Genomic DNA, 24190 nt, shown 5'->3' with positions numbered 1-24190 from the left:
TCACGCCTCGGGTAATGCTCGAGGCATTCGATACGAGTTCGGGGTAGTCGCCAAAGGTACCCTGATTTAATGCTAGCCCTAAAATGGCATTATCGACGCTATGTGATATATGGTTGTATCTCTCGTAGAGCCGCTCTTGTGTTTCATGAGTCCATTCAACTATGCGGCAGACAATATCGCTCAAATTTTTAAGGGAGGTTCTTCCGTCGCTGTGGCCGACGTAATGTGTGTCCTTTTTTAAAACTATCTTGAAGCTTCTTTAGGCCACGTGCCGAAGAGTCGTATAGATCTTTGAATATGTCACTTCTACTTTGCTTTATCGCTGCCCAGGTGAGAAGGGCGGGAAAGTGAAATTTCCGGTCTCCTGTTGTCAAAAAAAACAGCATCGATGATCTCCGCTGTTTGCTCCTGATCCCGAAGGGTTAAACCAAATAAATCGGAAATGGCGCAGAAGAACGAAGAATTTTGGTTTGGAGGGGAGATGTTAAAGGTGCGCTTTGGAGACAATGACGGAGTAACGAGACGATCGCTATTCTGTAATCCGAATCTGGATAGCAAATAGTCGGTATATAGTTCATTATCCAAGGTGGGAAAGGTGTATTCCGCGTGGAAGAACCGTCTTAGGTACTTGTCGGCAGAAAACCTTTCTCCGTAGACCGCATTGACCGAGGCGCAAAGCTGCTCGGTGTCAGTGGCGATGACGAAGTAAACACCATTAACGCCGAAGAGATGCTTTACCGTCTCAAGTAGCTCGATTGCATAGTCTGGCCTGCAACGGTCCAGCTCGTCAACAAAGAAGAATATCGGTAACTTGCTTTTACTGTCTTCTTCGAAGTGAGTTACGATCGAAGATAGCGACGATTTAAAAGAAGCTATGGCGGCCTTTGTTTCCTTGTTCTGTTCGTACAATTTGTCCCTGATCTTTTCGGCAACTTCTCCCGCGCTCGCTGTGGCCATGTCGCCTATGTTGTCGGTTGTCATTCCGGTAAGCTGCTTCACCGCAGTCGCGGCTATGATGGCGGGCGCTACGCTAATGATTTTTTTTCCCGAGTCCAAAAGCTTTGTAAGGCGAGCCCTCGCTTTGGTAGTTCTTCCAAGTGCGGATGTTAGTTGTTCTTCAACTTCCGACATAAATCCTATGAGGGGCTGTTCGCAATAGTCGTTTTGCCAGGCGTCGAAGACGACAACCACATAGCCACGTTGCCGCAGTGATTCGGCCCAATTGGTGAGGAAATAGGTCTTTCCTATGCCCCAAGGTGCATTCACATTCAGAATGAATGAATTGCTATCGTTCCGCTCTTTTCGAGTGGCGTGCTTTCCCAGAAGGTATTCCGTTAGATATTCCGCCGATGCGGCGCGCCTAAGCTTGTCATCTTCAAACGGTGTTGTGGGCTGTGGCGATGTGGCCGGGCGCTTTTTAGTCATCTTGTGATATTGGCTCGGATGGCTGTTGTCGAAGAAGTGAATGGTGTTGCTCAGTAAGTGGGGATGTCAAGCGACCGCGGCCTTACGCGGTCGCGGCGGAACGGGGTCAGGTGCGGCGTCCATAGAATTGGCCGGATACAGCCGCATGAAGGTGCGCGCCAACTCGGGATTGCGGCATTCCAGCCAGTCGTCCCATCTCTCTCGCGGCACGATCACGATCGACCGCTTCTCTTTATCCGGCCGGTGCATTCGGCTCATGATCGGGTGCTGGCTCGCGTCGACCGTGAACAGCCCGAATGAGATCAGCCCGTCCGGCCAGTCCCGCCACAGCCCGGCCACCGCGAATGCCGGCTCGTCCTTCAGCCAGATTCGATACCGCGTGCTCTTGTCGCGGTCCGCCTCATAGTTCGGCTCGAAGAAGCTCTCCATCGGCACCAGGCAGAGCTGGCTGGCCCTCCAGTACTGGCCGAAATTGTTCTTCTCACCGACAGTTTCTGACTTGATGTTCTTCGTTTCCAGTTTGCGGGGTTCCGGTCGTCCGGCAGGAAGGAGAAGGTGGCCACTATCGCGGCGTGCTGGCCGGTATCGGCCCGGATGATCGGCGCCCGGTAGTTCGGCCAGGTCTCCTCCGGCCATTCCTGCGGCGGCGGCTCGACGCCGAACACATCGCGCAGGATCTTCCGTTGGATGGGCTTGTAGTTGACGCACATGGAGGCCTCCATAAGCGGCCAATCTACCGTTCGACCCACGTGCTAGACACGCCTCCCCGTAGTTGCGCACGGCAAAAAAATGCGCCTGCTGGGGGCAGACGCATAATGAGCCCGTTGGGGCAGGCCCAGTGCCATCGGTTGGGACCTTAGGCCACGTAATCGTAACCTGTTTGGGTTACCGACCTCAATCCCGTTAGCCCCGGATGTCACTGCGGGCGTCCCCGAAGCGTTTGCGCTCCCGGATTTGGCCGTCTCGGCCATGGATGATCAACTCGACCCTCGCCACTTTGGCCGTCACGGTCGCGTCCGTGATCGCGTCTTCCTCCGACTCGTACCGGAGACTCGAGCGGCCTGCGCCTTCGATTTCAACCGTCCAGGCGTCCCCGGCCGCCGGCACAACGTGGATGTCTCCTGCTGCCATGATTGCCCCTTATGGATTCCATAGCGTTGTACGCGATTGGCTGGCAAACCGGTATAGGGGGCACGTCCGACACTCAACGGCGCCGCCGGCGCTTCCTTTCCTTGATCCGCTCGCGCGCCTGCCGGTGCATCGCCTCGAACAGCTGGAGCTCTTCATCGGTCGGAATTTCGCCGCGCCATTGCGTGAGCCTGGCGGGCCGCTGCTGTAGTCCGCCTCGATGTCCTCGAGTACGCACGGCTCCGCGGCGAAGTTGGCCAGGTAGGTGTGCGCCATCAACTGCGCCCCCGGCTGGCCGGCTTCAACAAGCGCGATGAAGTAGTGCGCCGAGCTGACGCGCTGACGCAGGCGGGCGATTTCCCATAGCAGGTCGCGGACATCCGGCACGCGATTCCGCTCCCAGATGTCTCGCAGCTCTTCGGCCGTTAGCGCGGGCAGGTCGGCCGGGCAATACCGATTGGTCATGGATCATGTCGCCGCGGCGCCTCACAGGAGAGGAAAGCGGGCGGACTCCTGGTCGAGCACTACCGGCCGGCCAACGGGAAAACGGTGGTGGCGTTCGTAGGCCCGGAAGGACAGGGCATCCGGGATCCAGCGGATGGCGTTCAGGTGGCGCGTCGCGATGCCGCACACGACGATGCGGTCATTGCAGACGGTGACTGCCACACAGGGCAGCCGCAGTTCCTCGCCGTCATCCGCAAAGAAATGGGCTTCAAGAAATACAGATGCAGTGGGGTAGGTAGCCGGCATGGTCTGCAGCGATTACTGTACAGATATACAGTATAACGCGCTGGCCAACGACGTGGTGCGTATGGCTACCCTAGATGCCGAAGTGTCGCGTCTGGGCCATGGAATCACGCCAAAATCCCGCCATACGGAGATAAGGCATTGATATATATACGAAGAGGATTCCTGTCGGCGGGACCACTCTCCCCATTCGATTTCGCATCAGCCGCGCTTCGCGACTTCCACGCCTGGCGGCCCCCACGCGTCGTGTCTCCGCGCTTGGCGGCCCCCCTACACGTCGCGTCTTCGCGCTTGGCGGCCCCCCTACACGTCGCGTCTTCGCGCTTGGCGCTTCGCGCCCGCGCCCGCGCCCGCGCCCGCGACGCCGGAAGCCGGAAGCCGGAAGCCGGACGTCGCTTGTGCTCCGATGGGCGAGCGGCGTCCGGCACTACGAACGGCCGTCGGCGATCAGGCGCCGTCGAGGAAGAGGCTGCGCTGGCCCAGGCGCGTGCCCAGCGCGTCCGGTGCCAGGCTCATGCTGGCCGGATCGATGGCAGGGTCAGTGCTGCGTACCAGGGAGGGATCGGCCGGCGCCATGCCCGGCTGCGCGGCGGGGGCGGCAGCTTGCGCATACGGGTCGCCGGCAACCGGTGCGGCGGATTGCGCTGGCGACGTTGCCGCGGGCATGCCCTGCATCGGCTGAGCCGACGGCATCGCCTGCGCGGAAGGCGCGGACTGGATCGATTGGGTGGGTTGCGCGGATTGCGCGGATTGCGCGTATGGCGAGGATTGGGTGGACTGCATCGGCTGCATCGTCTGAGCGGCCGGCATCGGCTGAGTCGACTGCATCGGCTGGGACTGCTGCGCCAGCAGCGGGTACGACGCGATCATCGCGCCAGCCATCAACAGGGATTTCGCCAGATGTTGCTTCATTCGTGTACCTCCATAAAACGCCTACAGGCATGGGAAGGTTCACTGTAGCGGCGAGGCGTCTGACATTCTGTTCGATTTTGCAACGGTGATTAACGAGCCTTGTCATCCGCGCCAATGCGGCTTACAACCACGCGCGCAATGGTGGCAATGGTGGCAATGGTGGCAATGGTGGCAATGGTGGCAACGGTGACAACGGTGACAACGGTGACAACGGTGCCAACGGTGCCAACGGTGGCAACGGTGGCAGCGGCAACGGTGGCGACCATGACCACCGTGCGACCGTGGCGACCGTAGCAACGGTGGCAACGCCGGCGCTGGCGAGCGAGGTGCTTGCGCGCATGGCGCGGCAGCACGACCATGGAGGTTCGATGCGGAGGGGGGCCCGTGTAGAATCGGCGGCCTCTTGCCGTAGCGAGGAAACAGCCTCCAATGCAGTGGTGGAGCGCCTTCCCGGAGTCGACGACATGGACCGACAACAAGAAGCGATCTGCTGCGTGCCCGAGCCCGGCACTGCCGATGCGCGGATGATCGACCGATGAAATCCATCGCGCATCCGCCGCGCGTCGTCGCGCTGGCCTTCCTGCTGGCGATCGCGCTCGGCACGCTGCTGCTGCTCCTGCCGATCTCCCAGGCGGACGGGCAGCCCGTGCCGTGGCTGACGGCCGTGTTCACCGCGGTATCCGCCGTCTGCGTGACGGGCCTCGTCGTCGTCGACACCGGCACCTACTGGTCCGGCTTCGGCCAGGCTGTGATTCTCGTGCTGTTCCAGATCGGCGGCTTCGGCATGATGACCGCGGCGACCCTGCTGGGCCTGATGGTCAACCGTTCGCTGCGGCTGCGCACGAAGCTGATCACGCAGGTCGAGACGCGCTCGCTGGGCATGGGCGACGTGACCAGCGTCGCGCGGCTGGTGCTGGCGGTGACGCTGGCGTCCGAGGCGCTGGTCGCGACGCTGCTGACGCTGCGGCTTCGCCTTGCCCATGACCTGCCATGGGGCGATGCGGTGTGGAGCGGACTGTTCCATGCGGTGTCCGCCTTCAACAATGCCGGCATTTCGATCCATGCGGACAGCCTGACGCGCTATGCCGCCGATGCGCTGATCCTGATGCCGGTGATGCTGGCTACCGTGGTCGGCGGTATCGGATTCCCGGTGCTGCACGATGTCCGGCGCAAGGCGCGCAGCCCGCATCATTGGTCCCTGCATACCAAGCTGACCCTCGCCGGCACGGCGGTGCTGCTGGCGATGGGCTTCGTCGGGGTGCTGCTGTTCGAATGGACCAATCCGAATACGCTGGGCCCGATGTCAGCCGCCGACAAGCTGCTGTCAGCGGCCTTCGCATCGGTGGCGGCACGGACCGCGGGCTTCAATACCCTGGACATCAGCTTGCTGACGCCCGAAACGTGGGCGCTGCACTACTTCCTGATGTTCATCGGCGGCGGCAGCGCCAGTACCGCCGGCGGCGTCAAGGTCGGCACGATCGCCATCCTGGTCCTGCTGGTGATCGCCGAGATCCGCGGGCAAAGCGACTGCGAGGCATACGGCCGCAGACTGGGCGCCTCGGCCCAGCGCCAGGCCGTCACGGTGCTGGTGCTCGGCAGCGCGATGGTCACCCTCGGTACACTGGTGTTGCTGATCACGACCGACGTGCCGACCGATCAGATCATCTTCGAGGTCATCGCCGCCTTCGGAACGACCGGCCTGTCGACGGGGATCACCGGCGATCTGCCGGTGCCGGCCCAGTTGACGCTGATCCTGCTGATGTATGCCGGCCGGGTGGGCACGATTACGCTGGCGGCATCGCTGGTATTGGGCGAGCGCCGCATGCCGTTCCGCTATCCAGAGGAGCACCCAATTGTTGGCTAGATTATTTACCGAGCAGTTCTCCTTCTCGAGAGGAGACAGCGTGGTCGTGATCGGACTGGGCCGCTTCGGCAGCTCGGTCGCGCAGTCGCTGATGCGTCTGGGCCACGACGTGATGGGTCTCGACAAGGACGCGGAGCCCGTGCAGCTCTGGGGCAACTACCTGACGCATGCGGTGCAGGCGGATTCCACCAACGTCAACGTGATGCGCCAGCTCGGCGTGGCCGACTTCGCCCATGCCATCGTCGGCATCGGCTCGGACCTTGCGGCCAGCCTGATGACGATCATGACGCTGACCGAACTCGACATCAAGGACATCTGGGTCAAGGCGATGTCGGCCGAGCACGGGCAGATCGCGCAGCGCATCGGCGCGCATCATGTCGTCTATCCGGAAGCGGACATGGGCGAGCGCGTCGCGCATCTGATCACCGGCCGCATGATGGATTTCATCGAGTTCGACGACGGCTTCGCCATCGCCAAGGTCCATGCGCCGGCGTCGACCTTCAACCAGACGCTGGCGGAATCCGGCGTGCGGGAGAAGTCCGGCGTCACGGTGGTGGGCGTCAAGCGCGCCAACGAGGATTTCCAGCACGCCACGCCGAGCACGCGCGTGTTGCCGGGCGATCTGCTGATCGTGTCGGGCCCGACGCGCAAGATTCAGTCGTTCGCGGGCGACGTGACCAAGCGCTAGTTCGCGGCCCGGATTCACCGTTCCGTATCGGGAGGCTGATCTTCGAAGGCGAGATCGTCGCCGCGGGCGCGTCGACGGATGGCGAAACCGATCAGGCGGCTTCTTCCCTCTCGACGCGTTGCCGCGTTGTCGCTGAACGGCATTCTGCCTGCGCAGCTAAGGCGGCTCGGGCGGCTGCATCGCGACGGTGGCCTGGAGTTCGATTAGCCCAACGGCGGCCGTGCTTCCTCTCCCTTGATGAATTTGCCTGCGTGGAGCGGCCGTCCGGCGCTCAACGCCCTTCCCGCGGCCGCAGCACCCACAGCGCGACGATCCCGCCCACCACGCCCCAGAACGCCGAGCCGATGCCGACGAGCGTCATGCCCGACGCCGTAATCATGAAGGTCAGCAGCGCCGCCTCGCGCTCGCCGGGGTTCTGCATCGCCGTGGTCAGGCCGCTGGCGATCGAGCCGAGCAGCGCGAACGCTGCGACGGCGATCACCAGCGCCTGCGGGAAGGCGGCGAACAGCGCCGCGATGCTGGCGGCCAGCGTGCCGGCGACCAGGTAGCCGATGCCGCAGACTACCGCCGCGGTGTAGCGCCGCGCCGGGTCCGGGTGCGCCTCGCTGCCGGTGCAGATGGCCGCCGTGATCGCGGCGAGGTTGATGCCGTGCGAGCCGAACGGTGCCAGCACCGCGGAGGCCAGGCCCGTCACGGTGATCAGCGGCGACGCCTTGACGTGATAGCCGTCGGCCCGCAGCACCGCAAGGCCGGGAATGTTCTGCGATGCCAGCGCGACGATGAACAGCGGAATCGCGATGCTGACGAAGGCCTGCAGCGAGAACGCGGGGGTGGTCCACACCGGCGCAGCGACCGCGAAATGGAATTGCTCGAAATGCAGTTGCCCCAGCACGCCGGCGAGCGCCACGCCGATCACCAGCACGCCCGGCACCGCATAGCGGGGCCACCAGCGCTTGCCCAGCAGATAGACCGCGAACATCGGCAACAGCAGCAGCGTCTGGTGCTGCGCCTGCACGAACACGTCGATGCTGATGCGGAACAGGATGCCGGCGAGCAGCGCCGCCGCGATGCTGGCCGGCAGCGCGCGCATCAGCCGGTCGAACCAGCCGGTCAGGCCGGCGGCTGTCATCAGCAGCGCGGCCAGCAGGAAGGCGCCGATCGCCTCGGCGTAGGGCACGCCGGGCAGGCTGGCGATCAGCAGCGCGGCGCCGGGTGTGGACCACGCGATGACGATCGGCACGCGCGTGAGCAGCGACAGCCCGATGGTGGTCACGCCCATGCCGATCGACAGCGCCCAGATCCACGAGGCAATCTGCGCGTCGCTCAGATGCGCGGCCTGTCCGGCCTGGATCATCAGCACCAGCGAGCTGGTGTAACCGGTCAGCATGGCGACCAGTCCGGCGACGAAGGCCGAAACGGAAAGATCGGTGACTTTGAGCGTGGCGGAGGGCATGGCGATTCGGTTTGGTCTGTGCGGCCGGCCGCATGGCGCGGTGGACGAGCCGGCGCCGCGGCGATCGGTGATTTGCGGCGATCGGCCACGGCAGCCGGAATGCGAAGATGCGGGGGCGATCGGGCCTGCAGTGCGTTGAGGGCGACATCTTCGCACGAGCGCGCGGCATCGTCGACGCGGCGGGGGTGCGGCGCCGCGGAGGTCGCGGCGGACCGCCGCCGGCCTACAGGCGTTTTCCCTTACGGATTTGTCCGACTGGAGCCCCTGCCGCCGTCCCGATACAGTGAGGCCGTGCCTTGGGAGCAGGGCACCGAGGAGAGACTCTTCAGCCCGCCTATGTCGCGGGCTGTTCTTTTTATGGGCCGGCGATCGGCACCGGCGGAACGTCGGTGGCTTCCCCGCCACACATCAACCCCACGCCGCCTTCACATTCGCCCGCGACACTGCGCTGCCTGTCACCGACGCAACAGGAGCCCGGCATGATGCCATCCCGTCCCGCAGTGTCCGTCCCGAATTCCGCTTCCGACCCCGCTGTTGGTTCCGACCCTGCTTCCACTCGCGGCCCGGCTTCCGCCTCCGCTTCGGACTCCGCACGCACCGTCTTTCCGCTCGCATCGGGCATGACCGACTACGACGTGATCGTCGTCGGCGCCAGTTTTGCCGGCGCCGCCTGCGCGCTGGCGGCCGCGCGCGCCGGCCTGCGCGTGGCGGTGCTCGAGCGCAAGCGCGATCCGGGCGCGAAGCTCCATACCACCGGCATCGTCGTCAAGGAGGCGGCCGAGCGTACCTGGCTGGGCCGCGCGCCGGCGCACTGCTTCCGCCGCGTCGAGCAGGTCCGGCTCTATTCGCCGGCGCTGCGCAGCCTGCGGCTGGACGCGACCGGCTACTACTTCCTGACCACCGATACGCCGGCGCTGATGCGCTGGCTGGCCGACGAACTGGTGCGGCATGGCGTGACGGTGCACCTCGGCACGCCCTTCGTGCAGGCGATGCGCGATGGCGACCGCTGGCGCATTCCGGGCATCGGCCGCAGCCGCTACCTGGTCGGCGCCGACGGCGCCAAGTCGCGCGTGGCGGCGTGGCTGGGCCTGCCCGGCCCCCGGGAGTTCCTGTACGGCATCGAGTACGAATTCGACGGCCTGACCCTGCCCGAGCCGGGCGCCTTGCACTGCTTCGTCGGCAAGCGTTTTGCGCCCGGCTATCTCGGCTGGGCCGCGCAGACGCCCACCGGCGTGCAGATGGGCCTGGCGCTGCGGCGCCGCCGCCGCGGCCCGCGTACGCCCGACATCGAGGGCTTTCTTGCCCGCGTCCGGCATCTGCTGGACGTGCCCGACGACGCGGTGCCGGCCTCGACGCGCGCCGGCCTGATTCCCTGCGGCGGACCGGTGCTGCCGCTGGGCCGCGACGGCGTGCTGCTGGCGGGCGATGCGGCCGGCGTGGTGTCGCCGGTCACCGCGGGCGGCATCCATTCGGCATGGGAGCATGGCGAGACGATCGGCACCGCGATCGCCGCGCATCTGCGCGAGGGCGGGCCGGCGCCCGAGCGCACCGTCCTGCGCGCCACGCCGCGTTTTCGCGTCAAGCGTGCGCTGCGCTGGCTGTTCGACCGCTGCCAGTCCGACCGCCTGTTCGAGTGGATGCTGTATTCCCCCGCCGCTGCGCTGGGCCGCGCAGCGGCTCTACTTCCATCGCCGGCGCCAGCGGCAGGGTCGGGGCCCCTTTCGGCGCGCTCGACTAGAATGACGGACCCGCTTCCTGCCTCCCATTTTCCGCCGCAGCCGCCTGCAAGCCCTTCCATGCAAGCCAACGCCACGCATGTCCCGTCGATCCTCGTGGTCGACGACGAGTCCGCCATTGCCGATACGATCCTCTATGCGCTGCGCACCGAAGGCATGCTGGTCGAGCATTGCGCGCTGGGCAGCGAAGCGATTGCCCGCCTGCGCGCGCAGCCGGTCGACCTGGTGATCCTCGACGTGGGCCTGCCGGACCTGAACGGCTTCGAGGTCTGCCGCACGTTGCGCACCTTTTCCGATGTGCCGGTGATTTTCCTGACGGCGCGCCACGAGGAGATCGATCGCGTGGTCGGACTGGAGATCGGCGCGGACGACTATGTGGTCAAGCCGTTCTCGCCGCGCGAACTGGCGGCGCGCGTCCGCGTGATCCTGCGTCGCATGCGCGGCCGGAGCGAGGGCGTGCCATCGACACCCGCCCAGGAGGCCGCGCAGCAGTCCGCGCCGCCATTCGTGCACGATCGCGACGGGGCCCGGCTGGCCTACCGCGGCCAGTGGCTCGACCTGACCCGCTACGAATACCGGCTGCTCGCGCTGCTGGCCGACCATCCGGGCCGTATCTACTCGCGCGCGCAGCTGATGGATCTGGTCTGGGACGATGCGCTCGACACCAGCGACCGCACCGTGGACACCCATATCAAGACGCTGCGCGCCGAAGCTGCGCGCGGCCGGCGACGACGACCCGATCCGCACCCATCGCGGCATGGGTTATTCGCTGGCGATCTGAGCGGGACCGGCACGCGTGCGGATCGGCCTGCGCATCTTCCTGGGTTTCTTCCTGATCGTCGGGCTGGCGGCCTGGCTGACGCTGCGCGTGTTCGTGCAGGAGGTCAAGCCGGGCGTGCGGCAGGCGATGGAGGACACGCTGATCGATACCGCGCACGCGCTCGCCGCGCTGGCGGTCGACGACATGCGCGAGGGCCGCATCGCCGACGGCGCCTTTGCGCGCCAGCTGACCGGCCTGCGCGACGCGCCGCTGGACGCGCAGCTGTGGGGCCTGCGCAAGCGCGAAATCGGCTACCGGGTCTATGTCACCGACACCGACGGCATCGTGCGCTTCGATTCGGCCGGCACCGCGGTCGGCCAGGACTATTCGCGCTGGAACGACGTCTACCTGACGCTGCGCGGCAAGTACGGCGCGCGCAGCACGCGCAGCGATCCCGACGACGACGGCAGCACGGTGATGTACGTCGCGGCGCCGATCCGCGACGGCGAGCGCCTGCTGGGCGTGCTGACGGTGGCCAAGCCCAACGCGGTGATGGCGCCGGTGATCGCGCGCAGCCAGCATCGGATCCTGCTGCACGGGCTGCTGCTGATGGGCGTGGCGGCGGCGATCGGCTTGGCTTGCACGCTGTGGCTGGCGAACGGACTGCGCCGGCTGCGGCGCTATGCGCGCGCGGTCGCCGCGGGCGAGCGCGCCGCGATGCCGCTGTCCGGCGCCGGCGAGCTGGCCGAACTCGGCAGGGCGATGGAGACCATGCGCCTGCGGCTGGAGGACAAGCAGTACGTCGAGCACTACATCCACACGCTGACGCACGAGATGAAGAGCCCGCTGGCGGCAATCCGCGGCGCGGCGGAACTGCTGCGCGAGGACATGCCCGCGGCCGACCGCGCCCGCTTCGTCGGCAATATCGACAGCCAGGCGCGGCGGCTGGCCGAGATGGTCGCCAAGCTGCTGGCGCTGGCCGAGGTCGAGCAGCGCCAGCAGCTGGAGGCACCGCGGCCGGTCGCGCTGGCGCCGCTGCTGGCGGAACTGGCGGCCGAGCTGGAGCCGCGCGCGCGGCAGCGCGGCGTCGTGCTGTCGCCGCACGTGGAGGCCGACGCCGGGTCCGCCGAAGTCCTCGGGGATCCGTTCCTGCTGCGGCAGGCGCTCGCCAATCTGGTCGAGAACGCGGTCGACTTCGCGCCGGCGGGCAGCACCGTCGCGCTGGGTTTGCGCCGCGAACGCGGCGGCCACGGCGACCATGGCGGACACGGCCAACACGGCGACGTGCTCGCCGTGACGGTCGCCGACAGCGGCCCCGGCATCCCCGACTACGCGCTGCCGCGGGTGTTCGAGCGCTTTTACTCGCTGCCGCGGCCGGGCGGCCGCGACAAGGGCACCGGGCTGGGGCTGTGCTTCGCCCGCGAGGTGGCGCTGCTGCACCGTGGCGAGCTGACGCTGGGCAACCGGCCGGAGGGCGGCGCCCAGGCCCGCTTGCGGCTGCCGGCGATGCCGCGCTAGCCGTCCGCGCTGGTCGTCCGCGTTAGACGCCCGCGTTGGACGTCCGCACTGGTCGTCCGCACTGGACGTCCGCACTGGCCGTCCGCACTGGCCGTCCGCACTGGCCGTCCGTCGGCGAGGCCCGCGCCGTCGCGGCGCCATGCTCTACAATGCCGGCTCGCCGCCGATCCGACCGTATGCGCGCCGTGCCACGCTGACGCCGCGTCCTTCGTGCCCGCCTCGGCGCTCGCGAGCCTTCATCCTGCGCCTCCTTCCTTCGCTCTTCCTTCGCAGTCATGGCCCTGTTCTCCATTTCCGATGCCCAGCTTGCCTTTGGCCACGTGGCGCTGCTCGACCACGCCGACTTTTCGCTGGAGGCCGGCGAACGCGTCGGCCTGATCGGCCGCAACGGCTCGGGCAAGTCCTCGCTGCTGAAGATCGTGGCCGGCCTGGCCGCGCCCGACGACGGGCTGATCGCGCGCCAGCAGGGCATCACCACCGCCTACGTGCCGCAGGAACCGGAGTTCGCGGCGGACATCACGGTGTTCGATGCGGTCGCGCAGGGCATGGGCGCCGCGCACGATCTGCTGGTCGCCTATGAACATGCCGCCAACCGGCTGGCCGAGCATCACGACGAGGCGACGCTGGCCGAACTGCATCGGCTGCAGTCGGAGCTCGACGCGGCCGATGCCTGGCAGCTGCGCACGCGCGTCGAGACGACGCTGGCGCGCCTGGGGCTCGATCCGGTGGCACGCGTCGACGCGCTGTCCGGCGGCACGCGCAAGCGCGTGGCGCTGGCGCAGGCGCTGGTGGCCGAGCCGGACATCCTGCTGCTCGATGAGCCGACCAACCACCTCGATGTCGAAGCGATCCGCTGGCTCGAGGATCTGCTGCTGGGCTTTCGCGGCAGCGTGCTGCTGATCACCCACGATCGGGCCTTTCTCGATCGCGTGGCTACGCGCATCGTCGAGCTCGATCGCGGCAAGCTGGTGTCCTTCCCGGGCAATTTCGCCGCCTACCAGACGCGCAAGGCCGAGATGCTGGCCGCCGAGCAGGTCGAGCAGGCCAAGTTCGACAAGCTACTGGCGCAGGAAGAGGTCTGGATCCGCAAGGGCGTCGAGGCGCGCCGCACGCGCAGCGTCGCGCGCATCCAGCGGCTGGTGACGATGCGCGCGGAACGCGCGGCGCGGCGCGAGGTGCAGGGCAATGTGAAGCTGGAGGTCTCGCAGGCCGAGCGCTCCGGCAAGATCGTCGCCGAGCTGATCGACGTGACCAAGTCCTTCGGCGAGCGCACCGTGGTGCGCGACTTCACCGGCACCATCATGCGCGGCGACAAGGTCGGCCTGATCGGCCCCAACGGCGCGGGCAAGACCACGCTGCTGCGGCTGATCCTGGGCGAACTGGCGCCCGACGCCGGCGTGGTCAAGAACGGCAGCAACCTGCAGGTCGCGTACTTCGACCAGATGCGTACGCAGCTGGATCTGGAGACGTCGCTGGCCGACACCATCAGCCCGGGCAGCGACTGGGTCGAGGTCAACGGCCAGCGCAAGCACGTGATGAGCTATCTGGGCGATTTCCTGTTCGCGCCGGAGCGCGCGCGTTCGCCGGTCAAGTCGCTGTCCGGCGGCGAGCGCAACCGCCTGCTGCTGGCGCGGCTGTTCGCGCGGCCGGCCAATGTGCTGGTGCTCGACGAGCCGACCAACGACCTCGACATCGAAACGCTGGAACTGCTGGAAGAACTGCTGCAGGACTACGCCGGCACCGTGTTCCTGGTGTCGCACGACCGCGCCTTCCTCGACAACGTGGTGACCTCGACGATCGCATGGGAGGGCGAGGGCCGCTGGCGCGAATACGTCGGCGGTTATTCGGACTGGGTGCGGCAATCGGAGCGCAGCGCGGGCCCGCAGGCTTCGGCGCAGGCCCAGAAGGGCGCCGAACGCAAGGGTGCCGATGCGGGCAAGGGGAGCCGATACCGGCAAGCCCGCCGGCGCCGAGGAAGCGGTCAAGGCCGCGGGCCGCGACGCGCGCGGCGCCAATCGGACCGTCAAGCTGTCGTACAAGGAGCAGCGGGAACTGGACGCGCTGCCGGAGCGCATCGCCGCGCTGGAGGCCGAGCAGAAGACCATCGGCGGGCAGCTCGAGGACGGCTCGCTGTACGCCAGCGATCCGCCGCGCGCCGCGCAACTGGCGGCGCGTTTCGACGAGATCGAGATGGAGCTGCTGGAAGCGCTGGAGCGCTGGGAAGTGCTGGAGGCGAAGAGCCGCGGGGAAGGCTAGTAGGGCAGGATCGGCCGAAAGCCCCTCTCCCCAACCCCTCTCCCGCAGGCGGGAGAGGGGAGTATCGGCTTATCGAGTGCTGGTGGATTTCTCCCCTCTCCCGCGCGCGGGAGAGGGGGGCGGGGAGAGGGGCTTTCGGCGGCTCGATCACCTAGCCGCACCACGCCAGCACCATATTGGTCAGATCGACCATGAACCCCGGCTGCAGATAGCCGATGAAGCCGAGCACCAGCGCCGCCGCCAGCGTGGCGGCGCCCATGATCCGCAGCGCGCGGGTCGTCATGATCAGGCGGCCGCCGCCCGCGGGCGCACCAGCGCCTGCTCGCGGATCGGCAGATTGACCAGGGCCGCCACCACGCCGAGCGCGATCGCGATGCCCCAGACGATGTCGTAGGCGCCGGTGCGGTCGTACAGATAGCCGCCCAGCCACGCCCCGAGGAAGCTGCCGATCTGGTGCGAGAAGAACACCACGCCCGACAGCATCGACAGGTACTGCACGCCGAACACCTGCGCGATGATGCCGTTGGTCAGCGGCACGGTCGACAGCCACAGCGCGCCCATGATCGCGGCGAATACCCAGGTGCTGAACGCCGACAGCGGCAGCAGCAGATAGGCGGCGATCACGATCGAGCGGCTCAGGTAGATGAACGACAGCAGATAGCGCTTGGGCATGCGCTGGCCCAGCGCGCCGGCGGTATAGGTGCCGAACACATTGAACAGCCCGATCAGCGCGAGCGCCACCGTGGCGACCTTGGGGTCGGTGAAGCCGCGGTCCTTCAGGTACGGCGCCAGGTGCACGCCGATGAAGACCACCTGGAAGCCGCAGACGAAGTAGCCCAGCGTCAGCAGCTGGAAATTGCGGTTGCCGAACGCTTCCTTGACCGCCTGGCCGATGGTCTGCTGGAAGCCCGAGGTGCCGCCGCCCTGCTGCGGCTCGCGCAGCGCGACGACAAGCGGCAGCATCATGCAGGCCATCACCGCCAGCACGAACAGCGCGTTCTGCCAGCCGATCGCCGAGATCAGGCCCTGCTCGACGGGAATCATCAGGAACTGGCCGAACGAGCCGGCCGCGGCGGCGATGCCCATCGCCCAGACCCGCTTCTCGGGGCTGGCGACGCGGCCGATCACGCCGTAGACCACGCTGTAGGTGGTGCCCGCCTGCGCGATGCCGATCATGATGCCGGCGCCCGAGGCGAAGGCCGTGCCGCTGGAGGCCAGCGCCATCACCACCAGCCCGGCGACGTAGAGCGCCACGCCGACCAGCATCACCCTGACCGAGCCGAACTTGTCGGCCAGCGCGCCGGCGAAGGGCTGCGCCACGCCCCACATCAGGTTCTGCAGCGCCAGCGCGAAGGCGAAGGTTTCGCGGCTCCAGCCGTGCGCCTGCGTGATCGGCAGGTTGAACAGGCCGAAGCCGTGGCGAATGCCCATCGACAGCGTGACGAGCAGGCCGCCGCAAATCAGCACGGTGGTCAGGGAGAGTTCTTTTCTTGGCATTGTCGGGCTCGGTTCGGAGGGTGTTGCTGTTGTCGTTGTTGTGGTCGTTGTCTTGGTCGTCGCCGTCGTCTTGCCCTGCCGGGCAATCGTGCTGGCGAGTGTACTCCGCATCGAAAACGCGCGTCGGCCGCCGCCGAATTCACCCGGCCGGCCAGGGTTTTATGCCGGCGGGGTGGCCCGGGGGCCGCGCCGGCAACGGTCCGCCGCGGCCGCAAGCAGGCACGCCGGCCGCGCCGGAAGGGGCAGAATTCCCCGCTTGATACGGGATTGGCGGCCCCGGCGTTCCATTACAATGCAGGCTGCCCGGCCTGGCCGGCCCTCCCGATGCGGATGTCCGGCGGCCGCGATTCCCACTTTCGTAACGACTCCATGGCGAGCAAACCCAGTCAGTACAGCGAATCTTCCATCCGCGTCCTGAAAGGACTGGAGCCGGTCAAGCAACGACCCGGCATGTACACCCGCACCGATAACCCGCTGCATATCGTGCAGGAGGTCATCGACAACGCCTCCGACGAGGCGCTGGGCGGCTTCGGCAGCGAGATCGTCGTCACCCTGCATCGCGACGGCAGCGTCAGCGTCGAGGACGACGGCCGCGGCATTCCGGTCGGCATCCACCCCGAGGAAAAGGTGCCGGTCGTCGAGATCGTCTTCACGCGGCTGCATGCGGGCGGCAAGTTCGACAAGGGCAAGGGCGGCGCCTACGCGTTCTCGGGCGGCTTGCACGGCGTCGGCGTGTCGGTGACCAATGCGCTGTCGACGCGACTGGACGTGTCCGTCTGGCGCGACGGCAATTTCTCCACGCTGACCTTCTCCGGCGGCGACGTGACCACGCCGCTGACCACGCGCAAGATCGAGCGCGGCGAGAAGAAGAACGGCACGCGCGTGCAGGTCTGGCCCGACGCCAAGTACTTCGATTCGGCGACGATTCCGCTGGCCGAACTGCAGCGGCTGCTGCGCAGCAAGGCGGTGCTGCTGCCCGGGGTCAAGGTCACCTTGGTCATCGAGAAGAGCGGCCAGGAGCCGACCGTGCAGACCTGGCAGTACGACCAGGGCCTGAAGGGCTATCTGATCGAGGCGCTGGCGCAAGGCAGCGGCGCCGAGCTGGTGATCCCGATGTTCGAGGGCGAGCATTTCGCCGATCCCGACGCCAATGCCGGCGAGGAAGGCTTCGCCGAGGGTGAGGGCGCGTCGTGGGTGGTGGCCTGGACCGAGGAAGGCGCGCCGGTGCGCGAGTCCTATGTGAACCTGATTCCCACGCCGGCCGGCGGCACGCACGAGTCCGGCCTGCGCGAGGGCCTGTTCCAGGCCGTCAAGAGCTTTATCGAGATGCACGCGCTGCTGCCCAAGGGCGTCAAGCTGATGTCGGAGGACGTGTTCGCGCGCGCCTCGTTCGTGCTGTCGGCCAAGGTGCTGGACCCGCAGTTCCAGGGCCAGATCAAGGAACGGCTGAACAGCCGCGACGCGGTGCGGCTGGTCTCGACCTTCAGCCGCCCGGCGCTGGAGCTGTGGCTGAACCACCATGTCGACTACGGCAAGAAGCTGGCCGAGCTGGTGATTCGCCAGGCCCAGGCGCGCACGCGCGCCGCGCAGAAGGTCGAGAAGAAGAAGGGCTCCGGCGTGGCCGTGCTGCCGGGCAAGCTGACCGACTGCGAATCGACCGACGTGTCGCGCAACGAGCTGTTCCTGGTCGAGGGCGACTCCGCCGGCGGCTCGGCCAAGATGGGTCGCGACAAGGAATTCCAGGCCATCCTGCCGCTGCGCGGCAAGGTGCTGAACACCTGGGAGACCGAGCGCGACCGCCTGTTCGCCAACAACGAGGTTCACGACATCGCGGTGGCGATCGGCGTGGACCCGCACGGCCCCGACGACGAGCCCGACCTGTCGAACCTGCGCTACGGCAAGATCTGCATCCTGTCCGATGCCGACGTCGACGGCGCGCATATCCAGGTGCTGCTGCTGACGCTGTTCTTCCGCCATTTCCCCAAGCTGATCGAGCAGGGCAACGTCTATGTCGCGCGCCCGCCGCTGTATCGCGTCGACGCGCCGGCGCGCGGCAAGAAGCCCGCGCAGAAGCTGTATGCGCTCGACGACGGCGAGTTGGAGGCGATCCAGGACAAGCTGATCAAGGACGGCGTCAAGGAAGGCGCGTGGCAGATCTCGCGCTTCAAGGGCCTGGGCGAGATGAGCGCCGAGCAGCTGTGGGAGACCACGATGAACCCCGACACGCGCCGGCTGCTGCCGGTGGCGCTGGGCGAATACGACCTGCCGAAGACGGTCGGCGTGATGAACATGCTGATGGGCAAGGGCGAGGCCGCGCAGCGGCGCAACTGGCTCGAGGAACGCGGCAACGAAGTCGTGGCCGACATCTGACGGCCGCCGACGGCAGGTATTGAGCATCCATGGAACAACAAGACATTACGTTTCAACCCGACGAGCCGGCCGATTCGCTGACGCTCGCGCATTACGCCGAACGCGCCTATCTCGACTACGCGATCAGCGTGGTCAAGGGCCGCGCGCTGCCGGAAGTGGCCGATGGCCAGAAGCCGGTGCAGCGCCGCATCCTGTTCGCGATGCACGAGATGGGGCTGCGCGCCGACGCCAAGCCGGTCAAGTCGGCGCGCGTGGTCGGCGACGTGCTGGGTAAATTCCACCCGCACGGCGACCAGTCGGCCTACGACGCGCTGGTGCGGCTGGCGCAGGACTTCTCGCTGCGCTATCCGCTGATCGACGGCCAGGGCAACTTCGGCTCGCGCGACGGCGACGGCGCGGCGGCGATGCGCTACACCGAGGCGCGGCTGACGCCGATCGCGCGGCTGCTGCTCGACGAGATCGACCAGGGCACGGTCGACTTCGCGCCGAACTACGACGGCTCGATGGAAGAGCCCAAGCTGCTGCCCGCGCGGCTGCCGTTCGTGCTGCTCAACGGCGCGTCCGGCATCGCGGTCGGCATGGCCACCGAAATCCCGCCGCACAACCTGCGCGAGGTCGCGGCGGCCACGGTGGCGATGATCCGCAATCCGAACATCACGCTGGCCGAGCTGCTGGCGCTGATGCCGGGCCCCGACTATCCCGGCGGCGGCCAGATCATCTCGTCGCCGGCCGATATCGCGCAGATCTACGAGGGCGGCCGCGGCAGCCTGAAGGTGCGCGCGCGCTGGATCATCGAGGACATGGCGCGCGGCCAGTGGCAGCTGGTGGTCAACGAGCTGCCGCCCGGCACCTCGGCGCAGAAGGTGCTCGAGGAAATCGAGGAGCTGACCAATCCGAAGGTGCGCGCCGGCAAGAAGTCGCTGACGCCGGAACAGCTGCAACTGAAGCAGACCATGCTGGGCGTGCTCGACGCGGTGCGCGACGAGTCCGGCAAGGACGCGCCGGTGCGGCTGGTGTTCGAGCCCAAGAGCAAGAACATCGACCAGCAGGAGTTCGCGCAGACGCTGCTCGCGCATACCAGCCTGGAGTCGGGCGCGCCGATCAACCTGGTGATGATCGGCACCGACGGCCGTCCGCGGCAGAAGGGCCTGATCGAGATCCTGCGCGAATGGATCGCCTTCCGCTTCGAGACGGTGACCCGCCGCAGCCGGCATCGTCTGGCCAAGGTCGAGGACCGCATCCATATCCTCGAAGGCCGGATGCTGGTGCTGCTCAATATCGACGAGGTGATCCGCATCATCCGCGAGGGCGACGAGCCCAAGCCGGCGCTGATGCAGGCGTTCGGCCTGTCCGAGCGCCAGGCCGAGGACATCCTCGAAATCCGGCTGCGCCAGTTGGCGCGGCTCGAATCGATCCGCATCGAGCAGGAGCTGAAGGACCTGCGCGAAGAGCAGGCCGATCTGGACGTGCTGCTGAAGTCCGAGACGATGATGCGCCGTCGCATCATCAAGGAGATCGAGGCCGACGCCAAGCAGTACAGCCCGGCCGACAAGGACCCGCGCCGCACGCTGATCCAGGAGGAGCGCCGCGCCGCCGCCGAGGTGCGTGTGATCGACGAACCGGTCACCGTGGTGGTCTCGCAGAAGGGCTGGGTGCGCACGCGCCAGGGCCATGGCCACGATCCGCAGCAGTTCGCCTTCAAGGCCGGCGACGCGCTGTACGGCACCTTCGAATGCCGCACGATCGACGTGCTGCTGGCCTTCGGGACCAATGGCCGCGTCTACTCGGTGCCGGTCGCGGGCTTGCCCGGCGGCCGCGGCGACGGCGTGCCGCTGACCACGCTGGTCGAACTGCAGGCGGGCACGCAGATCGCCCATACCTTTGCCGGCACGGCCGAGCAGCGCATGCTGATCGCGACGCGCGGCGGCAACGGCTTCCAGAGCAGGATCGGCGACATGATCAGCCGGCAGAAGGGCGGCAAGTCCTTCCTGACGCTCGATGATGGCGACGCCCCGCTGGCGCCCGCGCCGATCGCCGACGAGGCGACGCACGCGGCCTGCCTGTCCGGCAACGGCCGCCTGCTGCTGATCGCGCTCGACGAGATCAAGGTGCTGTCCGGTGGCGGACGCGGCGTGATCCTGATGGAGCTGGAGCCCAAGGAAACGCTGCAGCAGGTCGCCGCGGTGGGCGCGCCCGGACTGATGGTGTCCGGGCAGGGCCGAGGCGGCAAGGCGTCGTCGCAGAAGCTGGCCGGCGCGAACCTGCTGCCCTATGTCGGCAAGCGCGCGCGCAAGGGCAAGGCGGTCGAGCTCAAGCTCAAGGAGATGTCGATCGAGCCGGTCAAGGCCGATTGATGCCCGCTGGATGGGCGGGTTGATGGCCGGTTGATCGACGGTTGATTGCCGGTTGATTTGCCGGTGGTTGATTGACCGGCCGCCCGCCCGCTCGCCGCCCGCGTCGCAATGCGGGCGGCCGCTACGACCCGGCGGCGGCCAATGCCGCCGGCATGCGCGCCGCCGGCCCCGGCGTGCGCAGCGTGACATCGATGCCCGCTACCCGCGCCGCGCGCTGGAAGTCGGTCAGCGTCTCCTCGATATCGTGGTCGATGCGCTCGCAACGGGTCGCATCGATGATCAGCTTCCCGCCCGCTTCCACCTTCGCCAGATGGCGCCGCAGCTGCGCCTTGTGGAAGAACGACACGTCCTTGTGCAGGCGGAGCAGATAGCAGTCCTCGTAGCGCGTCAGCGAGATCGCGCTCTGCGCATGATGGCGCAGCGTGAACGCGATCCCCACCGCCATGCCGATGGCGATGCCGAACAGCAGGTCGGTGGCCAGGATGGCCGCGATCGTGACGACGAAGGGCAGCGCCTGCGCCGGGCCCTTGCGCCAGGCCTCGACGAACAACGCGGGTTTGGCCAGCTTGTAGCCCACGTGCAGCAGGATGGCCGACAGGGCCGCCAGCGGAATCCAGCGCAGCAGGTCGGACAGGAACAGCACGCTGGCCAGCAGCAGCACCCCATGCACGACCGCCGACACCTTGGTGCGTCCGCCCGCGCTGATATTGGCCGAGCTGCGCACGATCACCGCGGTCAGCGGCAGCGCGCCGAGCAGGCCCGCGACCATATTGCCGACGCCCTGCGCGTAGAGCTCCCGGTTGGGCGGCGCCACGCGGCGCATCGGGTCGAGCTTGTCGACGGCCTCCAGGCTCAACAGCGTCTCCAGGCTTGCGACGATCGCCAGCGTCAGCGCGACCACATACAGATCGGGATTGGCCAGCGCCGAGAAGTCCGGGCGCGCCAGCTCGGCCAGCAGCGAAGCGGGACCGTCGATGGCCGGCAGCTGCACCAGATGATCGGGCGCCAGCGCGGCATCGGGGCTTGCATGCATGGCGAAGCGCTGGTACAGCACGCCCCACAGCACGGCGAGCAGCGGTGCCGGCAAAGCTCGCAGCGCGCGGCGTTGCCGGATGAAGTCGGTATCCCACAGCACCAGGATCGCCAGCGCCACTGCCGCCACCGTCAGGTTGCTGCCGGACACCATGCCGAGCGCCTGCTGGGCGGCCTCGGCCAGGCCGGCCTCGTCGACCAGCCGGCTGTCCAGCGGCGCGGACGAGGGCAGGCCGAGCGCGACCGGCAGTTGCTTGATGATCAGCAGCAGGCCGATCGCGGCCAGCATGCCCTTGATCACGGCCGACGGCACCAGCGCCGCGATATCGCCGGCGCGCAGCCACGCGAAGACGATCTGCAGCATGCCGGCCAGCATCACCGCGACCAGGAAGGCGGAGAAGCCGCCGAGCGTCGAGATCGCGCCGACGACGATCACGACCAGGCCGGCCGCGGGGCCGCTGACGCTCAATTGCGAGCCGCTCAGCATGGCGACGACCACGCCGCCGATCACGCCGGCCAGCAGGCCGGACAACAACGGTGCGCCGGAGGCCAGCGCAATGCCCAGGCACAGCGGCAGGGCAACGAGAAACACCACCACGCCGGCGGGAATGTCGCGGCCGAGGTGGCGCAGATAGGCGTCGCGCAAGGACGGGATGGAGACGGTCGGGGTAGGGGGCGCCGTGTTCATAGGGGTCGATGCGATGGAGGGTTGGACGAAAGGGGGGCTCATCGCCGCCGCGAACGCGGGGCCCAGCGGCTCGATGTCGGCCGCCGGGTCCGGCGTTCTCGAGGACGACGGTGGGACGACGATGCCGCCGCGGCAACAGCGAGCTGCGGCAGCGTTTCGTAGACCCTGTGTGCTCTGTACTTGGGGGCGGCGTCAGCGCGCCAATGCGTCAGGCCGCCAGCGGTTCCGGCGACGCGTCGGCGTCGGCGCCATCGAGGCACAGGCGCTCTTCCAGCAGGCCCGTTTCCAGCGAGTAGATCCACGCATGCAGGCGCAGCGCGCGGCCGCTGTCCCACACCTTCCGCACCAGCGGCATCTCGGCCAGCTTGCGCACCTGCGCGATGGCGTTCAGTTCGACCAGGCGCGCGGTGCGCGCGTCGTCGTTGTCGAGGCGATCGAGCTCGCGGCAATGCGCGCGATAGACCTGCCGGATCTTGTCCAGCCGCGCATCGACGTGCGGTAGCTCGGGCACGCGCGCCAGCGACGCACGCACGCCGCCGCAGCCCTGATGCCCGCAGACGATGACGTTGCCCACGCGCAGCACCTCGACCGCGTACTGCAGCACGCTCATCAGATTGGGGTCGTCCTCGCACACCAGGTTGGCGATGTTCCGGTGCACGAACAGATCGCCGGGTTCGGCATTGGTGATCAGCTCCGCGGGCACGCGGCTGTCGGAGCAGCCGATCCACAGCACGTCCGGCGCCTGGCGCACGGCCAGGCGCTTGAAGCGTTCGGGATCGCGTGACAACACTTCGGTGGCCCAGGCGCGGTTCTCTAGCATCAGGCGTTTGGCGACTTCCATGGTGACTCCCTGCTGGCGGACGGTTGGCATGGTGATGGCCGCCGGGACCACGTCACTGCGCCAGCGCGCTGCTGGTGCGTCGATGTCGTAGTGCACTGCATCAGTGCATTGCGATCGCGGTGCCGTACGGCGGAACAACTCTTCGTCCAGCCGCGGTGAAAGTCAGTTCCGTGTTACATCGCACAAATTTGTGCAATGCAGAATTCGGCCGCATTGAAGCCGGGGAGCGCCCTTGCCCCCTGGCCGCCATTGCGATCGCTTGCTAGCCCAGCACCAACGTCAACGCCAGGCCGATCATCACCGCGGCGATTGCGCCGTCGAGACAGCGCCATGCCACGGGGCGCCGGAACAGCGGCGCCAGCAGGCCGGCGCCATATGCGAGCGCGAGAAACCACGACAGGCTGGCCAGCGCCGCGCCGATGCCGAAGATCCAGCGGCCGTCGCTGCCATGCTGGCTCGCCAGCGCGCCGAGCAGCACCACGGTATCGAGATAGACGTGCGGATTCAGGAAGGTGAAGGCAAGACAGGTGGCCAGCGCGGTCGCCAGCGGCAATGGGGCCGCGGCCTGCAGCTCGACCTTGCCGGCATCCAAGGCGCGGCGTGCCGCCATCAGGCCGTAGACCGCGAGGAAGGCCGCGCCGCCATAGCGCGTCAGCGTCAGCCAGCCGGGATGCGCGTGCAGCAGCGCGCCGAGGCCGGCGATGCCGACGCCGATCAGCAGCGCATCGGAGGTGGCGCACAGCAGGGCCACCGGCAGGCGATGCTGGCGCCGGATGCCGAGCCGCAGCACGAAGGCGTTCTGCGCGCCGATCGGGATGATCAGCGCCAGGCTGGAGAGGAAGCCGGCCATCAGGGGCATGTCGATCTTCATCGGGGGAATGGGGTCGGAGGTTCGAAGTTGGAAGGGCCCAAGCGTAGCTT

Annotated in this window: 18 protein-coding genes and 3 pseudogenes; 8 read left to right on the top strand and 13 right to left on the bottom strand. The window is 67.3% G+C overall.

What is annotated here, in order from left to right; all coding sequences use genetic code 11:
* Window positions 1-306: 306 nt before the first annotated feature.
* From OJJOAM_RS04780 to OJJOAM_RS04750, 7 genes are all read right to left on the bottom strand, one after another.
* Complete coding sequence (locus OJJOAM_RS04780) at window positions 307-1425, bottom strand: KAP family P-loop NTPase fold protein (protein ID WP_422649029.1); 1119 nt, start codon at window positions 1423-1425, stop codon at window positions 307-309.
* Between the two features lie 66 nt (window positions 1426-1491).
* Window positions 1492-2061, bottom strand: a complete 570-nt coding sequence (locus tag OJJOAM_RS04775) for an SOS response-associated peptidase family protein (protein WP_422649028.1) — start codon at window positions 2059-2061, stop codon at window positions 1492-1494.
* 267 nt (window positions 2062-2328) lie between these two features.
* A complete protein-coding gene (locus OJJOAM_RS04770) occupies window positions 2329-2556 on the bottom strand; it encodes a DUF2188 domain-containing protein (protein ID WP_422649027.1) in 228 nt (75 codons plus the stop codon).
* Between the two features lie 9 nt (window positions 2557-2565).
* Entirely contained in the window at window positions 2566-3018 is a 453-nt protein-coding gene (locus OJJOAM_RS04765) for a hypothetical protein (protein ID WP_422649026.1), read from the bottom strand.
* Window positions 3019-3039: 21 nt separating this feature from the next.
* On the bottom strand, window positions 3040-3303 hold the full coding sequence (locus OJJOAM_RS04760; protein ID WP_422649025.1) for a hypothetical protein: 264 nt from the start codon (window positions 3301-3303) through the stop codon (window positions 3040-3042).
* Window positions 3304-3747: 444 nt separating this feature from the next.
* Window positions 3748-4212 (bottom strand): hypothetical protein, encoded by a 465-nt coding sequence (locus OJJOAM_RS04755; protein ID WP_422649024.1) that lies wholly within the window; start codon window positions 4210-4212, stop codon window positions 3748-3750.
* Between the two features lie 89 nt (window positions 4213-4301).
* Window positions 4302-4571, bottom strand: coding sequence for a hypothetical protein (locus tag OJJOAM_RS04750; RefSeq protein WP_422649023.1), 270 nt, complete (start codon window positions 4569-4571; stop codon window positions 4302-4304).
* Window positions 4572-4747: 176 nt separating this feature from the next.
* Here OJJOAM_RS04750 and OJJOAM_RS04745 point away from each other — a divergent pair, with 176 nt between their 5' ends.
* Entirely contained in the window at window positions 4748-6076 is a 1329-nt protein-coding gene (locus OJJOAM_RS04745) for a TrkH family potassium uptake protein (protein ID WP_422649022.1), read from the top strand.
* A gap of 40 nt (window positions 6077-6116) precedes the next feature.
* Window positions 6117-6764: a potassium channel family protein gene (locus tag OJJOAM_RS04740; RefSeq protein WP_422649021.1), complete on the top strand. Its 648-nt coding sequence runs from the start codon at window positions 6117-6119 to the stop codon at window positions 6762-6764.
* A gap of 271 nt (window positions 6765-7035) precedes the next feature.
* Here the strand turns inward: OJJOAM_RS04740 and OJJOAM_RS04735 are convergent, their stop codons facing one another.
* On the bottom strand, window positions 7036-8217 hold the full coding sequence (locus OJJOAM_RS04735) for a benzoate/H(+) symporter BenE family transporter (RefSeq protein ID WP_422649020.1): 1182 nt from the start codon (window positions 8215-8217) through the stop codon (window positions 7036-7038).
* A 479-nt stretch (window positions 8218-8696) separates the two neighbouring features.
* Between OJJOAM_RS04735 and OJJOAM_RS04730 the strand changes: the two are divergent.
* The 4 genes and pseudogenes from OJJOAM_RS04730 to OJJOAM_RS04715 all read left to right on the top strand — a co-directional run.
* Window positions 8697-9686 (top strand): annotated as a pseudogene (locus tag OJJOAM_RS04730) (NAD(P)/FAD-dependent oxidoreductase); the annotation flags it as partial.
* 327 nt (window positions 9687-10013) lie between these two features.
* Window positions 10014-10734 (top strand): annotated as a pseudogene (gene creB / locus OJJOAM_RS04725) (two-component system response regulator CreB).
* A gap of 15 nt (window positions 10735-10749) precedes the next feature.
* Entirely contained in the window at window positions 10750-12231 is a 1482-nt protein-coding gene (gene creC, locus OJJOAM_RS04720) for a two-component system sensor histidine kinase CreC (protein WP_422649019.1), read from the top strand.
* A 275-nt stretch (window positions 12232-12506) separates the two neighbouring features.
* Window positions 12507-14487, top strand: a pseudogene (locus OJJOAM_RS04715) (ATP-binding cassette domain-containing protein).
* Window positions 14488-14638: 151 nt separating this feature from the next.
* On the opposite strand, the gene OJJOAM_RS04710 reads toward OJJOAM_RS04715, so the two are convergent.
* A complete protein-coding gene (locus OJJOAM_RS04710; protein ID WP_302480484.1) occupies window positions 14639-14770 on the bottom strand; it encodes a hypothetical protein in 132 nt (43 codons plus the stop codon).
* A gap of 2 nt (window positions 14771-14772) precedes the next feature.
* Window positions 14773-15984, bottom strand: a complete 1212-nt coding sequence (locus tag OJJOAM_RS04705) for an MFS transporter (RefSeq protein ID WP_149317871.1) — start codon at window positions 15982-15984, stop codon at window positions 14773-14775.
* Between the two features lie 369 nt (window positions 15985-16353).
* On the opposite strand from OJJOAM_RS04705, the gene OJJOAM_RS04700 reads away from it, so the two are divergent.
* Window positions 16354-18354, top strand: coding sequence for a DNA topoisomerase IV subunit B (locus OJJOAM_RS04700; protein WP_422649018.1), 2001 nt, complete (start codon window positions 16354-16356; stop codon window positions 18352-18354).
* Window positions 18355-18383: 29 nt separating this feature from the next.
* On the top strand, window positions 18384-20708 hold the full coding sequence (gene parC, locus OJJOAM_RS04695; RefSeq protein WP_422649017.1) for a DNA topoisomerase IV subunit A: 2325 nt from the start codon (window positions 18384-18386) through the stop codon (window positions 20706-20708).
* Window positions 20709-20829: 121 nt separating this feature from the next.
* Here parC and OJJOAM_RS04690 read toward each other — a convergent pair whose 3' ends face one another.
* The 3 genes from OJJOAM_RS04690 to OJJOAM_RS04680 form a co-directional block, all read right to left on the bottom strand.
* Window positions 20830-22428, bottom strand: coding sequence for a SulP family inorganic anion transporter (locus OJJOAM_RS04690; protein ID WP_422649016.1), 1599 nt, complete (start codon window positions 22426-22428; stop codon window positions 20830-20832).
* A 208-nt stretch (window positions 22429-22636) separates the two neighbouring features.
* Window positions 22637-23269, bottom strand: a complete 633-nt coding sequence (locus OJJOAM_RS04685) for a carbonic anhydrase (protein ID WP_422649015.1) — start codon at window positions 23267-23269, stop codon at window positions 22637-22639.
* A gap of 262 nt (window positions 23270-23531) precedes the next feature.
* Window positions 23532-24140 (bottom strand): LysE/ArgO family amino acid transporter, encoded by a 609-nt coding sequence (locus OJJOAM_RS04680; RefSeq protein ID WP_422649014.1) that lies wholly within the window; start codon window positions 24138-24140, stop codon window positions 23532-23534.
* Between the last annotated feature and the right edge of the window lie 50 nt (window positions 24141-24190).

It is taken from the genome of Cupriavidus sp. H18C1 (assembly GCF_049311595.1).
Taxonomy (GTDB): domain Bacteria; phylum Pseudomonadota; class Gammaproteobacteria; order Burkholderiales; family Burkholderiaceae; genus Cupriavidus; species Cupriavidus cauae.
This window is presented reverse-complemented; position numbering and strand designations above follow the sequence as displayed.

Excerpts from the sequence above, each read along its gene's own strand:
- OJJOAM_RS04780 (WP_422649029.1), bottom strand. The coding sequence starts at position 1,425 with ATGACTAAAAAGCGCCCGGCCACATCGCCACAGCCCACAACACCGTTT.
- OJJOAM_RS04775 (WP_422649028.1), bottom strand. The coding sequence starts at position 2,061 with ATGGCCGGAGGAGACCTGGCCGAACTACCGGGCGCCGATCATCCGGGC.
- OJJOAM_RS04770 (WP_422649027.1), bottom strand. The coding sequence starts at position 2,556 with ATGGCAGCAGGAGACATCCACGTTGTGCCGGCGGCCGGGGACGCCTGG.
- OJJOAM_RS04765 (WP_422649026.1), bottom strand. The coding sequence starts at position 3,018 with ATGACCAATCGGTATTGCCCGGCCGACCTGCCCGCGCTAACGGCCGAA.
- OJJOAM_RS04760 (WP_422649025.1), bottom strand. The coding sequence starts at position 3,303 with ATGCCGGCTACCTACCCCACTGCATCTGTATTTCTTGAAGCCCATTTC.
- OJJOAM_RS04755 (WP_422649024.1), bottom strand. The coding sequence starts at position 4,212 with ATGAAGCAACATCTGGCGAAATCCCTGTTGATGGCTGGCGCGATGATC.
- OJJOAM_RS04750 (WP_422649023.1), bottom strand. The coding sequence starts at position 4,571 with ATGGTCGTGCTGCCGCGCCATGCGCGCAAGCACCTCGCTCGCCAGCGC.
- OJJOAM_RS04745 (WP_422649022.1), top strand. The coding sequence starts at position 4,748 with ATGAAATCCATCGCGCATCCGCCGCGCGTCGTCGCGCTGGCCTTCCTG.
- OJJOAM_RS04735 (WP_422649020.1), bottom strand. The coding sequence starts at position 8,217 with ATGCCCTCCGCCACGCTCAAAGTCACCGATCTTTCCGTTTCGGCCTTC.
- OJJOAM_RS04710 (WP_302480484.1), bottom strand. The coding sequence starts at position 14,770 with ATGACGACCCGCGCGCTGCGGATCATGGGCGCCGCCACGCTGGCGGCG.
- OJJOAM_RS04705 (WP_149317871.1), bottom strand. The coding sequence starts at position 15,984 with ATGCCAAGAAAAGAACTCTCCCTGACCACCGTGCTGATTTGCGGCGGC.
- OJJOAM_RS04700 (WP_422649018.1), top strand. The coding sequence starts at position 16,354 with ATGGCGAGCAAACCCAGTCAGTACAGCGAATCTTCCATCCGCGTCCTG.
- parC (WP_422649017.1), top strand. The coding sequence starts at position 18,384 with ATGGAACAACAAGACATTACGTTTCAACCCGACGAGCCGGCCGATTCG.
- OJJOAM_RS04690 (WP_422649016.1), bottom strand. The coding sequence starts at position 22,428 with ATGAACACGGCGCCCCCTACCCCGACCGTCTCCATCCCGTCCTTGCGC.
- OJJOAM_RS04685 (WP_422649015.1), bottom strand. The coding sequence starts at position 23,269 with ATGGAAGTCGCCAAACGCCTGATGCTAGAGAACCGCGCCTGGGCCACC.
- OJJOAM_RS04680 (WP_422649014.1), bottom strand. The coding sequence starts at position 24,140 with ATGAAGATCGACATGCCCCTGATGGCCGGCTTCCTCTCCAGCCTGGCG.